At 61.3% G+C, this 11,838-nt stretch carries 13 protein-coding genes; 10 read left to right on the top strand and 3 right to left on the bottom strand.

Annotated elements, in window-relative coordinates; genetic code table 11:
- Positions 1-73: 73 nt before the first annotated feature.
- Positions 74-1,051: a DNA/RNA non-specific endonuclease gene (locus tag QTL98_RS21765; protein WP_445682246.1), complete on the bottom strand. Its 978-nt coding sequence runs from the start codon at positions 1,049-1,051 to the stop codon at positions 74-76.
- Positions 1,052-1,168: 117 nt separating this feature from the next.
- Positions 1,169-1,696: an isoprenylcysteine carboxyl methyltransferase family protein gene (locus QTL98_RS21760; RefSeq protein WP_445682245.1), complete on the bottom strand. Its 528-nt coding sequence runs from the start codon at positions 1,694-1,696 to the stop codon at positions 1,169-1,171.
- A gap of 216 nt (positions 1,697-1,912) precedes the next feature.
- Here QTL98_RS21760 and QTL98_RS21755 point away from each other — a divergent pair, with 216 nt between their 5' ends.
- From QTL98_RS21755 to QTL98_RS21715, 9 genes are all read left to right on the top strand, one after another.
- Positions 1,913-2,482, top strand: coding sequence for a tetratricopeptide repeat protein (locus tag QTL98_RS21755; RefSeq protein ID WP_445682244.1), 570 nt, complete (start codon positions 1,913-1,915; stop codon positions 2,480-2,482).
- A 31-nt stretch (positions 2,483-2,513) separates the two neighbouring features.
- Complete coding sequence (locus QTL98_RS21750) at positions 2,514-3,140, top strand: RNA polymerase sigma factor (protein WP_445682243.1); 627 nt, start codon at positions 2,514-2,516, stop codon at positions 3,138-3,140.
- Complete coding sequence (locus QTL98_RS21745) at positions 3,137-3,943, top strand: anti-sigma factor family protein (RefSeq protein WP_445682242.1); 807 nt, start codon at positions 3,137-3,139, stop codon at positions 3,941-3,943. The genes QTL98_RS21750 and QTL98_RS21745 overlap by 4 nt, the downstream gene beginning before the upstream one ends.
- 87 nt (positions 3,944-4,030) lie before the next feature.
- Positions 4,031-4,612: a cytochrome b gene (locus QTL98_RS21740; RefSeq protein ID WP_445682241.1), complete on the top strand. Its 582-nt coding sequence runs from the start codon at positions 4,031-4,033 to the stop codon at positions 4,610-4,612.
- A 39-nt stretch (positions 4,613-4,651) separates the two neighbouring features.
- Positions 4,652-5,716: a type III polyketide synthase gene (locus QTL98_RS21735; protein ID WP_445682240.1), complete on the top strand. Its 1,065-nt coding sequence runs from the start codon at positions 4,652-4,654 to the stop codon at positions 5,714-5,716.
- 118 nt (positions 5,717-5,834) lie between these two features.
- Complete coding sequence (locus QTL98_RS21730; RefSeq protein WP_445682907.1) at positions 5,835-6,506, top strand: glutathione S-transferase family protein; 672 nt, start codon at positions 5,835-5,837, stop codon at positions 6,504-6,506.
- A 48-nt stretch (positions 6,507-6,554) separates the two neighbouring features.
- A complete protein-coding gene (locus tag QTL98_RS21725) occupies positions 6,555-7,475 on the top strand; it encodes a LysR family transcriptional regulator (protein WP_445682239.1) in 921 nt (306 codons plus the stop codon).
- Between the two features lie 75 nt (positions 7,476-7,550).
- Complete coding sequence (bla, locus tag QTL98_RS21720) at positions 7,551-8,630, top strand: class A beta-lactamase (RefSeq protein ID WP_445682238.1); 1,080 nt, start codon at positions 7,551-7,553, stop codon at positions 8,628-8,630.
- Positions 8,631-9,068: 438 nt separating this feature from the next.
- A complete protein-coding gene (locus tag QTL98_RS21715) occupies positions 9,069-10,004 on the top strand; it encodes a helix-turn-helix domain-containing protein (RefSeq protein ID WP_445682237.1) in 936 nt (311 codons plus the stop codon).
- On the opposite strand, the gene QTL98_RS21710 is transcribed toward QTL98_RS21715, so the two are convergent.
- Complete coding sequence (locus tag QTL98_RS21710) at positions 9,949-10,962, bottom strand: alpha/beta hydrolase family protein (protein WP_445682236.1); 1,014 nt, start codon at positions 10,960-10,962, stop codon at positions 9,949-9,951. The two genes, QTL98_RS21715 and QTL98_RS21710, sit on opposite strands and share 56 nt — an antisense overlap.
- 258 nt (positions 10,963-11,220) lie before the next feature.
- On the opposite strand from QTL98_RS21710, the gene QTL98_RS21705 reads away from it, so the two are divergent.
- Positions 11,221-11,541: an immunity 53 family protein gene (locus QTL98_RS21705; protein ID WP_445682235.1), complete on the top strand. Its 321-nt coding sequence runs from the start codon at positions 11,221-11,223 to the stop codon at positions 11,539-11,541.
- The last annotated feature ends 297 nt before the right edge of the window (positions 11,542-11,838 follow it).

Here is an 11,838-nt window from a genome sequence, read left to right as displayed (position 1 = left end):
GTCACTCCGCCACCACCCGACAAGCAAGCCGCATGCCGCGACAAAGTGTCGCCCGATACCGGGTCCTGAAGCGTCAGGAGGCGGGGCGCGGTGCCATCCAGCGCTGCCAGATCTCGCTTCCCTTGCCACCGCGCAGGCGGGCGGCAACGGATGGGTCAAGGCCATGCCAGAAGCTGAGGCCGGTCGCTGCTTCCAGCGTGGCGACGGGCACGATACAGCGTGCCAGCTCCCCGGCATCCATCGGGCAACCATGCGGCACGTCACCGTCATGGTCGAAGAGAAAGGCCACCGCCTCCCCCGCTGCCGGATCGCTCACCAGTCGCCAGAAGCCGTGCGGCACGCCGATATCCCATCGCGCCGCCGTCTGTCGGCGATCCCCGATCTCCTGCACCGGCTTGCCGGCCAGAAAGACAGTGCCGGCCATCACCATCAGCCGCCGGCCGCGTGCCATCAGGTCCCGCTCGGCTTCCTCGGCGGCGAACCACAGCCCGCCTTGTCCGTTGAAGGCATCCTGATATTGCGGGGTGATATTGGTGAAGGAATTGATTTCATAAAGCGCGCAGGCATCGTCCGGATCGGCCAGCATGCCGGTTTTCGGATCCGCGGCCAGCAGCCCGTCACCGTCGCGGTCGCCGCCGGCAATGGCAAAGGGCACCATATGGCCACGGGCAAGGCCAAGCGCCGCCATCCAGCCCACATAGTCCCTGTCCGTCACCTCCGCATGTTCCGGATCGGTGCGGAAACTGGACCAGCGGCCCTTGCGCGGCGGGGTCTGGCGAAAGGCCTCGTTTTCCTGCCAGGCGCTCCAGGCCGGCACATGATGGGCCTGGTCCCAGCGGGTTACATAGGCACGGCGGATATCGGGCACCGCACCGCCATCCGGAGGATTGCCCAGCAGATTTTCCCTGAGCACCAGCGCCGGATCCGGCGCCGGACCGCAGCCCGAAACACCCGATGTCCCGGCCTGCGCCCCGCCGGCCCCGGCGAGAGCCAGCAGGGTAGTGATGATCAGGGCCGGGACGAGCCGCAGGAGCGGCCGGTGAAATGCCATGGTGTAATCCGGAACAGGAATTCTGTTCCGGAGAGAATAGCAGATAGAAGGATATAATTAAGGCGCGACACCCCCGGCGGATCCGGGGGTGTTGGCCAGATCCTCAGGTCCAGATCCTCAGGTGTAGTCGGCCACCTGATCGCGCATGACCCGCTCCTCCTGCCGGATGCGGATGATGAGCGGCACCAGATAAAGCGGGATGCCGACCAGCAATGTGGTGAAGGCATTGAGCGCCACGGCAAAACCGATGAGTTCCGGCAGCACGTTGAGGAAGTAGTTCGGGTGGCGCACCCAGCGGAAAAGGCCGCTGCGCACCACATGATGTCCGGGCGCGATGATGATCTTGATGGTCCAGAGCGCACCGAGCGAGCGGATAACGGATACCAGAGCCAGCGCCGCCAGCAGATAGATTACCACACCCGTTACGGTCAGGCCGGTGTTCCATACCCCCGGCATCAAGGCGCCCTCGGTGATGGCCGCGACATAGAAGAGGATATGCATGGCGGCGAGCGCCTTGCTGTTCCCGGCGCCAAATTCCTGTGCGCCGGCGCCCTTCAGCGCCTTTTCGTGCCGGATGGAGATGAACAGGGAGGAGAAGCGGAAGATCAGGGCAAGAACGATAAAAACAACAATAGCGGCGGGCACAGATTGAACTCCAGTTGCCGGATGGGCGGCCGGGGGCTCCGCCGGAATGAACAAAAGGTTAATGGCGCGGCTCCTATCCGACAGGCGGGGTTCGCGGGTCAAGCCTTTGCGGGATTTTCACCCCGTCACATTTTTTTGAAGAGGCCGGCGAATAAAAGCCGGAGCCGGCGTGTTGATGAGGCTGAACCATCCGAACACACGACGGAGCGTCATCCCATGAAACGCACTCTGATCTCTTCTTTCCTGCGCTCGCCTTCCGCCCTGCTGGCGGTGCTGGTTATCGGCGCAGGGATTGCAACCGTTGTCCTCAGCTTTCCGGCCCGTGCGGCGGGCGATGACGACGACACCACCCCCACCTGCCCCAAGGGCCAGGTTTATGACGAGCACAAGAAGGCCTGTGTGGAGCAGCAGGGCGCGCTGCTGCCGGACGAGAACCTGACCCATTATGCCTATTCGCTGGCCAAGGCCGGCCGGTATGACGAGGCGCTGGCGATGCTGGACACCCTCAAGGATCCGAACACGCCCGAGGCGCTGAACTACCGTGGTTACGCCACGCGCAAGCTCGGCCGTACCGACGAAGGCATTTCTTTCTACCTGAAATCCGTCGCGCTCGATCCGCACTATGCCAAGGTGCGCGAGTATCTGGGCGAGGCCTATGTCATCAAGGGCCGGACCGATCTTGCCCGTGAGCAGCTGACCACGATCCGCGGGCTTTGCGGCACCGGCTGCGAGGAATATCAGGACCTTGCCCTGGCCATCTCCAATCCGGCCTCGCTCTGGGAGTGAGCTTTCGCTACTCTTGAGGGAGGTATTGCCGGTGCAGGTAATCGCTCAGAGGGCCGATCATGGCCGTGCGAGGCCCCCTTATCGCCCGGCCGGCAAAGCGGCACTAGCGGAGGCGACAATCGATAGCCGGCAAGCGGCCATCAGCGAAGTACGTGACGGTCTTCGTGGCCAACTGACAAGATTGTGGCGCTACGGGCTGGTTCTTTCCGGTCGTCGGGACACAGCGGATGATCTGGTGCAGGCAACCTGCTTGCGCGCACTGGAGCGGGCGGAGCAATTCCAGCCCGGCTCCCGGCTCGACAAGTGGCTGTTCACCATCCTGCATTCCTTGTGGATCAACGAGATCCGCTCCCGGAAGATCCGGGAGGGCCAGGGGTTTGTCGATGCCGAAACCTCTCTGGTCTTCGATGGCAGCGCGGCGGTGGAAACCCACATGGCGGCGCGCGAGGTCATCCGGCTGGTGGAAACCTTGCCGGAGGCACAGCGCTCCGCCCTCTTCCTCGCCTATGTCGAGGGAATGGCCTATCGCGAAGTAGCGGAGGTTCTTGAAATCCCCATCGGCACGGTGATGAGCCGCCTTGCCGCCGGCCGGGCCCGGATCGCCGCGACACTCGGCGACAAGCCCGTCCCTTCGCCCCGTGAGGCAGAAACGCCATGAGCAGCACACACGACAGCCAGCACCCGCTCGACCCGTTGCTCACGGCCTATCTGGATGGCGAGCTGGACGCGGTCGACACCACGCGCGTTGAAAAGATGCTGGAGAGCGACCCGGAGGCCGCCGACCGGCTGGAGGCTCTTTCCCGCGCAAGCCTGCCGTTTGCCGAAGCTTTTGCGCCGCTTCTGGATGCCGCCCCTGAGGCAAGGCTGGAAGCCATGCTCGATAAAGCGCTGGAACCGCCGCCCGTGGCTGCCCCGATGCGCGCATCGGGCTTCATGGCCTCCCGGCGCGGCTTCATGGCCGCGGGCATTGCCCTGCTGCTTGCCGGCGGACTTGGCGACCGTTTCCTGCTCTCTCCACTGCTGGAAGAGAAGGTGGCCGCGCCCGGCTGGCGCGATCTCGTCGCCCAGTACATGACGCTCTATACCCCCGAGACACTTGCCGACATCCCGGCCGACCCCGCAAGGCAGGCAGTAGAGCTGGCGAGCCTCGGCAACCGGCTTGACCTCGACCTGGCACCGGTGCTCGCCAGCCTGCCCGATGCGGAGCTCAAGCGCGCCCAGATCCTGCAATATGACGGGGCACCGCTTGGCCAGATCACCTGGCTCGATCCGCGATACGGGCCGATGGCGCTCTGCGTCATCAAGGCCGGTGGCGGCAACAGCGCGCCGAAGCCGGAAGAACGGCTGGGGTTGCAGGTGGTGTTCTGGAAGCAGTCGGGCCACGGCTTCATGCTGATTGGCAAGATGCCGCCCGATGTTCTGGAGGCACGCGCGAGCACGCTGCACAGCCGCCTCACCTGATCTCGTTTCACCCCGTTATCTTCCCCCCGGGCCCGCACCAAAGCGGCCCGGCACGGGAAAACTCATCTTCAAGGCAAGGAAAATCCGATGAATGCCCTGTCCTATGACCGGCCTGCCGGCACGGGTGATCGCCGAGAGCGCTATGACGGCATCTCCATCCTGCTGCACTGGCTGACGGCCCTTCTGGTCATCACCCTCTTCGGTCTTGCCCAGGGGTGGCACTTCGCCCCGCGCCATTCCGAACTGCGGGAGGGCATGGAAGATCTGCACATCTCGCTCGGCATTGCGCTGGCCGGCGTCATCCTCTTCCGGCTCGTCTGGCGCCTCACCCGCCAGCGCCGCCCGGCCCTGCCGCTTGCCGGTTTGCAGGCCATCGCCGCTCATATGATGCATGGGCTGCTTTATCTTCTGGTGGTGGCGCAGGTTGTCATCGGCTTTCTGTGGCATTGGTCCTATGGTCAGGGGCTCAGTTTCTTCGGCCTGTTTTCGCTGGAGCCGCCTTTTGCCCTTTCCGCCGGCCTGCGTGGTCCGCTGCATGAAATGCACGAGACCAATGCGTGGATCATCATCACGCTTGCCGGCCTGCATGCACTGGCGGCGTTGCTGCATCATTATGTGCTGAAGGACGGGCTGCTCCGGCGCATGGCGCCGGGCCGGACGGCCGGTTGATATCGTCGTCCCTTGCCCCTTGAGCCGGGAGTTTTCTCCATGCCTGCCTATATCAACCGCATCGCGACTGCCGTGCCGCCGCACGATGTGCACCGCAAGTTCATCGACTACGTAACCACCCGCATCGGTGACAGCCGCAAGCTGGCGCTCTTCCGGCGCATGGCAAGCCGTGCGCAGATCGCCCATCGTTATTCTTTCCTGGAGCCGGTCGAAACGCCGGATCGTATCGACCGCCAGGGCCTCTATGACGCCACCGGCCACGCCGGCACGGCTGCCCGCATGGCGCTCTACGAGAAGCATGCACCGGAGCTGGCACTGGCCGCGGTAAAGGGCCTCGACCTCGATGCCGGGGAGCAGCCGACCCACATCATCATCACCAGCTGCACCGGCTTCATGGCGCCGGGGCTTGATCTTTACCTGCTGCATGCTCTCGGCCTGCCGGGCAGCACCGAACGCACGCTGGTGGGCTTCATGGGCTGTTATGCCGCCATCAACGGGTTGAAGCTTGCCCACCACATCGTGCGCTCTGACCCGGCAGCCCGGGTGCTGATGGTGAATGTGGAGCTTTGCACCCTGCATCTGCAGCCGACCGATGATGTGGAGGCGCTGCTCTCCTTCCTCATCTTTGCCGACGGGGCGGCCGCCAGCCTCATCACCGCCCGCCCGGCCGGGGTGGAGATTGTCGGTTTTACCGCCGGCATCGTGCCGGAGACCGGCGAACAGATTACCTGGCAGATCGGCGATCAGGGCTTTGATATGTATCTCTCCGGCGCCGTGCCCGCGACGGTTGGACGCGGCCTCGACCCTGTGATCACCACACTCAGGGAAAAGACAGGCATCGCTGATTTTACCCATTGGGCGGTGCATCCCGGTGGCCGCTCGGTGCTGGATGCCGCCCAGCAGGCGATGAGCCTGCCGCCCGAAGCGCTGGCCGCCTCCCGCCGGGTGCTGGAAGCCCACGGCAACATGTCCTCCCCCACGGTGATGTTCGCCCTTGCCGACATCATGGCCGGGGCCGCCCCCGGGGAAACGGGCGTCGCCATGGCCTTCGGGCCGGGCGTCACGGCAGAGATGATGGGCTTTCGCACCGTTTCCGCCGGTTAGATCGGGTATCGAGCCGGACGATAGGTGAAAGCGGCAGCATCGATTGGTCGCGTGATGCTTCGCCCGGCCATTCTCGTGGCGGTCTTTCCCCTCACCTCACGAGAATGTCCGCAAGATGCTGAACTTCTATTTCCACGCGACGCCCAATTCGATGAAGGTTGCCGTGCTGCTCTACGAGCTGGGGTTGCCCTTCGACGTCACCGCCATCGATATCTTCAAGGGCGAGCAGCACAGCGAAGCCTTCCGGGCCATCAACCCCAACGCCAAGGTGCCGGCGATTGTGGATGACGGCGTGACGGTTTTTGATTCACACGCCATCCTGCTCTACCTCGCGGAAAAGCATGGCCGGTTCATTGCCGACGAGGCGGCGGGCCGCGCAGCGACACTCTCCTGGCTTCAGTTCGTGGCGACCGGCCTTTCGCCTTTTTCCGGCCAGGCTATTCATTTCCTGCACTACGCACCGGAAAAGCTGCCTTACGCGATCAACCGTTATGTGCGGGAGCTGGGGCGCCATTATGCCGTGCTTGACGGCCATCTGGCCAAGTTCCCCTGGCTGGCCGGGCAGGAATATACCATCGCGGACATGGCGCTCTGGGGCTGGGCAGCTTCAGCCGGTTATGCCTTTGGAGAAAAGGGTCTTGCCGACTACCCGTCGGTGCAGCGCTTCATGGAACAGATGGCCGCCCGTCCGGCAGTCACGCAGGCTCTTGCCCTGAAGCAGGATCACAGCTTCAAATCAGAGCTTGATGCCGAAAGCCGGCGTGCGCTCTTTCCGCAAAATGCGGCATAAGCGGCAACCAGAACCGGCACCCAGCCACGCCATTGATAAGGAAATTCATTGGCCACAAGAATTTCTGACTTTGATGTCGGCTTGCTGCTGACGCTGGATGCACTGCTGAAAGACCTGAATGTCACGCATGCAGCCGCCCGGCTCAACATTACCCAGTCTGCTCTTTCAGCGCGGCTGACGCGCCTGCGCCAGTTACTGAATGATCCGCTCTTTACCCCGGCCACTTCAGGCCGGGGTATGGTGCCCACGCCCCATGCAACGGCCCTGGTGCCGGAGCTTGCCGGGCTGATTGAACATTTCAACGACTTCATCAATACGGCGCACCGTTTTGACCCTGCCACCAGCACGCGGGTATTTCGCATCGCCGCCACGGATAATCCCGCCGCCATTCTGGCGCCGGATTTGATCCCTCAGTTGCAGGCCCTGGCGCCGGAGGCGAAATTTGCCCTGACCCTGCCGGACAAGGCCCGGATCGCCCAGCATCTGGAAGAGGGCAATATCGACGTTTTCATCGGATCGACCGAGGACATGGCCGACGGGCTGATTGCGCGTAATCTCTTTGACGATGATTTTGTCACCGCGCAGCGGCGCGGCCATCCGCGCGGCGCGCAGCCGATCACGCTGGATGAGTTCTGCACCCTCGACCACCTGCTGATTTCCACCGCCGGCGGACATTTCACCGGAATGATCGACACGGCTCTGACCGAAATTGGCCGGGAACGCCGGGTTACGGTTTCCATCCAGAGCTATGGTCTGGCGCCGCTGGTGCTTGCCAGCACGGACTGCATCTGCACCCTGCCCCGCCGCTTTTTAACCCGCTTCAACCAGACCCTTGAACTGTTCCAGCCGCCACTGGCGCTGGAGCGGCTGGGCATGCAGCTTTTCTGGCATCCCCGGATGCGCAGTGACGCTGCTCATATGTGGCTGCGGAAACAGATCATGGCCGTTGCCCGTAACAGCCCGGACTAGAGGCTCTTCCGCCCGAAATTGAACTTATTACAGTTAAACAATGGCTTGTACCAAAAAATTGAGGGATGACAAGTCATGGGGATGGCAGCGCTACGATGGCGTAACGGCCGTTCGGGCGAAGGGGCACTGGCAATGCGTCAACAATACCTGCTTGGCGGAATGATGGTCAGGCTGGCTGCGATTTTCGCCGTCATCTTCATGCCTGTCCTGTACTCCCCGGCAGCTTTGGCTAACCCGGAGAAAAGTGACGTTCTCCTTTCTCTGCAAGACAAGCTTTCCTCCCTTGCTGCACGGGCGCGGCCGGGCGTCTTGGGTGTCACCATTATTGATTTGAGAACAGGCGATCATTGGGGCGTAAACCAGGATCAGCCTTTTGCAATGATGAGCGTCTTCAAGGCTCCGGTTGCCGCTGCAGTGCTCGACAGGGTTGATCAAGGGCTGCTGTCCTTGCAGGCGAGCGTGATCATTCAGCGAAACGAGCTGCGCCCCGGCGCAAGCGATATAGCCCGAACCTTCCAGGGTCAGCGCATGAACTTTACCGTCGAGCAGCTTCTCGCAGCGGCGGTCAGCAAAAGTGACAACACCGCAGTTGACGCTCTTGTCCGACAGATCGGAGGCGTTGAGACTGTTGCGCGCTTCCTTAAGAAACACCAACTGGGCGACATGCACGTCGAGATGGAAGAGGGGGCGATAAATGAGGTTTTTTCAGCCTTGCCGAGTGGTCAAAGGCCGCCGGTAAACGAAACCGCTCATCAGCGAAACCTGCGCCTGTGGCACGGCTATCAGGATTTCCTTCAGAACCCGCGCAACCCCACAACGCCCGATGCTGCAGCGCTATTTCTTCAAAAACTCTGGAAAAACGAGCTGCTGTCACCGAAGTCCACGCAACATCTTTTGGCGTTGATGTATGGCCAGACTAAACCATTGCGCCTGAGAGCCGGTCTGCCTGCCGGCGCGGCGCTGGCGGATAAATGCGGCACGTCGATTTCCATGAACGGCATTACCGCCGCGTTCAACGATATCGGAATTGTGAGCTGGCCTGATGGCCATGCCGTAATCATTGCCGCTTTTCTGGCCGGGTCCGACAAGCCGCTGGACGAACGGACAGACCTGTTTTCCAAAATGATGCAGGAGGTTGCATTTCATACCAGATAACCTCCGGACAAGGCCGGGCAGACTGCTGGAACAGTCTATAGCCGGCCTTGCTCGAAAAGCGCGTCACAGCCGTTTTAAAGAAAACCCTGCCGGATCGGCGTGAAGCAGTCGATCAGGCGGCCGGGCTCGAGCGCCACGACGCCATGTTCCTGTCACTGCCTGAGCTCTTGGCCGCCCAAGTCTATCCACTCTCGCACTCAGCCGTTACTCACCCACCTGCTAGGCTCCAGCAGAGCCGGCGCGGTCTATTATGGTGAATTTGCCTGAATGCCCGCCCCATACAACACCGAGGCGGACACCTACGACTCCCTCAGTGATGTAAAGGACGGTCCGAAGCGTCTAAAAGAAAGCAGACGCTTCCAACCTTCATGACACGTGATGCCGTCGATCTCTCTGCCTTTCCTCGTCACGGTCTTTCTGGCTTTTGTCCTTTTCCGCATGGTGCAGGACGGCGGGCGGCAGCGCTGGTTCGTGCTCTTTGTCGGGGCTTGCGCGACCCAAAGCGTACTGGTCGGGTTACGGTGGAGCGCGAACCCTGCCTGGGTTCATATCGTTCAGCCGGTTTTTGCGGCCTGCCTGCCGGCTCTGGCCTGGGCCGCATTCCAGAGCCTGCGCCAGCAAAGACCGTCTGTTCTTCACGGGCTGTGGCCGTTTTTGGTGATCGTCTGTTACTGGCTGCTTCCGGCCATTGTCGACGCGCTGTTAATTGCCGAGTTCCTGCTCTACGGCCTCTGTATTCTCCGTCTGCAATTTCCTGACGGCACACTGACGCGCGTCCGCATCGGCGATGAATGGACGGTGTTTCAGGCCCAAAGAGGCATTGCGGCCCTGCTTATCCTCAGTGCTGCGGTCGACGCACTGGTCTCCTTTGCACTGACGCGTGGCGATAATGCTCTCGCCGCTTCGGCCATTGCGGCCTTGATGAGTGTTATGCTGGTCGGCGCCGCCGGCACAGTTCTGTCCCGCGCCAGCCGCGCCGTGCCGCAGGAGGCAGAACCTCCGGTTCCGGACGGGCCCGCCGGAGCGCCGGCCGAAACCGGAGAGGAACAGGCGGTCCTTGCCGTTGTGATCCCCCTGCTGGAGCAGGGCCTCTACAAGGATTACGACCTGACACTCCAGCGCCTTGCACGCCGCTCTCTCGTGCCGGCCCGTAAGATCTCTGCCGCCGTAAACCGGCTGCAGGGCTGTTCGGTAACCGATCTGGTCAACGGTTATCGTGTCCGGGAAGCCAAACGGCTGCTTCGGGAAACCGACCTGCCGGTAACGCAGGTCATGCTGGAGGCCGGTTTCCAGACCAAATCCAACTTCAACCGGGCCTTCAGGGCTGCTGCAGGGTTATCGCCAACCGAGTACCGGCATTCAGGAAACGAATGACGGTCTGCGCGATCTCCTCATGCAGAGCGGCGCGCAGCGCCGTTTCCCCTTCACAAACATAGGCATCCTCCCCCAGCAGGCCGATTGCGCCGGGTTTGCACTCGCTCATGAAGGAAAAATGGGTGGCGCCCACGATCTCGGCATAACGGGTGGTCGCCGGGGGTAGCAGGTTTGCCTGCGCCCTGCCCTCCCACCCCAGCGGCAAACCCGGATCCTCCACCCCAGAAACGAGCGCGAGGACCGGGACGGAAAGCGCACTCAGGCTTTCCAGGGTAAAACCACGGATGCCTTCCATATCCAGCAATATCGCAGCCGAAATACGGGGATCCCGGGCTGATACCTTCGGTGTTGCCGCCGTCATGCCGCCGCTGCGGTAAACATTGCAGACAATCCTGCTCCTGTCCGTGCCGCAGGCATTCTCCAGCAGCGCCGGGTCCAGCTCTCCGCCAACCAGTTCCAGCGCCGTTGCGCCTCCCAAGGAATGGCCGATAACGGAAATCCGCGTCTGATCGATCAGCGCGGCCATTTCCCCGTCCGCCAGCAGGGTATCCAGAACCCGGGAGACATCGTGCGGACGCCTGCCCGGATCTGTCGCCCACGCCGGGTCCATGTCTCCCCAGGAGGTGCCGGGGTGATTGAAAGCGACAGCGATATACCCTGCTTCGGCGAGGCGTTCGGCGAGCCAGGCCTGATTGCGCCACAGGCCGCTGAAGCCATGAGACAGCAGGGCCAGCGGAAGCGCCGTTCCTTGAACCGGGGCGTCCTTGACCACGGGCACGCCAACGAAGGCCGGATTGTCGCCGACAAGCGTGACCGGTCCCGCGGCTGCGGCTGGATACCAGATGACGGCGCTCAGCCCATGGGCATCAAGCGTGCGGAAGCCGACAGGCGGAAGCGTTCCCGCCGAGCAGGCCGCCATAAGGCCGAAATAGGTGATGAGAGCGACAAGAATGCGCATGGGTTTCTCCACAAAACAGGGGAAACCCAATCTGACTGGCGCATGTCGATGCCGAGACCTCGAACGCGATCAAGGTCGGCCCAACCTTTCTATTTGATCCATGCGGGGCGCTTTGTGCCATGCAGGAAGTGATCGCTGTTAATCCAGCATGATTTCACGGTTGAAGATGTTGTTGTTTTTCGCGTGCTATAATGCGGAGAAACTGGATTTTTTTGATCTCCCAATCTGGGTCGGAAGATGATTGCAGGTTTGAGCACTATGGCCTTTGAGGACTTGCAGGCGTGGTATGCATCTCGTTGCGACGGCCAATGGGAGCATCAATTTGGCATAGAGATAAAGACACTCGACAATCCAGGCTGGTGCATAGAAATCGACCTTGAAGGAACCGGCCTTGAAAACCGTGCGGATACCTTTGCCGTTCTTGAAGAAACGGCGAATTCGGATTGGATTCATGGTACGGCAACTGGTGGGAAGGTTTTAATTTTTTGCGGACCAAAGAATCTGACGGCTGCCGTCTCGGCCTTTGTGGATTGGGCGAATTCAGATTTAGTATCTGATAATTTATCGGAATATAAATAAATGAAATTTTTCAACATCAATAAATATCAATACGCCAGAGTAACGAGACCTGTGATATTATTATTTATCCCCATAATGATGGTATCGCTTCTTATTTTTAAAGACATAACGGTATCAATCCTAATCGGCGCAGTCTATCTTTTGCATAACAGAGTTATTACGTGTGCGATATGCGGGACGAACATGTATTACGATCCGAAATATCCAACCGCTCCGCTTTTGGCGCCCCCCAGAAGGGCATGCAACAAATGCGGCAGTCATTTCGATACCCCTTGAGAAATCTGCGTTCCGGGAAGC

This window comes from Radicibacter daui, from assembly GCA_030657355.1.
GTDB classification, from domain to species: domain Bacteria; phylum Pseudomonadota; class Alphaproteobacteria; order Radicibacterales; family Radicibacteraceae; genus Radicibacter; species Radicibacter daui.
Note: the sequence above shows the minus strand (reverse complement) of the source record. Positions and strands in the feature narration are given on the sequence as shown.

Excerpts from the sequence above, each read along its gene's own strand:
- QTL98_RS21765 (WP_445682246.1), bottom strand. The coding sequence starts at position 1,051 with ATGGCATTTCACCGGCCGCTCCTGCGGCTCGTCCCGGCCCTGATCATC.
- QTL98_RS21755 (WP_445682244.1), top strand. The coding sequence starts at position 1,913 with ATGAAACGCACTCTGATCTCTTCTTTCCTGCGCTCGCCTTCCGCCCTG.
- QTL98_RS21745 (WP_445682242.1), top strand. The coding sequence starts at position 3,137 with ATGAGCAGCACACACGACAGCCAGCACCCGCTCGACCCGTTGCTCACG.
- QTL98_RS21740 (WP_445682241.1), top strand. The coding sequence starts at position 4,031 with ATGAATGCCCTGTCCTATGACCGGCCTGCCGGCACGGGTGATCGCCGA.
- QTL98_RS21735 (WP_445682240.1), top strand. The coding sequence starts at position 4,652 with ATGCCTGCCTATATCAACCGCATCGCGACTGCCGTGCCGCCGCACGAT.
- bla (WP_445682238.1), top strand. The coding sequence starts at position 7,551 with ATGGGGATGGCAGCGCTACGATGGCGTAACGGCCGTTCGGGCGAAGGG.
- QTL98_RS21715 (WP_445682237.1), top strand. The coding sequence starts at position 9,069 with ATGGTGCAGGACGGCGGGCGGCAGCGCTGGTTCGTGCTCTTTGTCGGG.
- QTL98_RS21710 (WP_445682236.1), bottom strand. The coding sequence starts at position 10,962 with ATGCGCATTCTTGTCGCTCTCATCACCTATTTCGGCCTTATGGCGGCC.
- QTL98_RS21705 (WP_445682235.1), top strand. The coding sequence starts at position 11,221 with ATGGCCTTTGAGGACTTGCAGGCGTGGTATGCATCTCGTTGCGACGGC.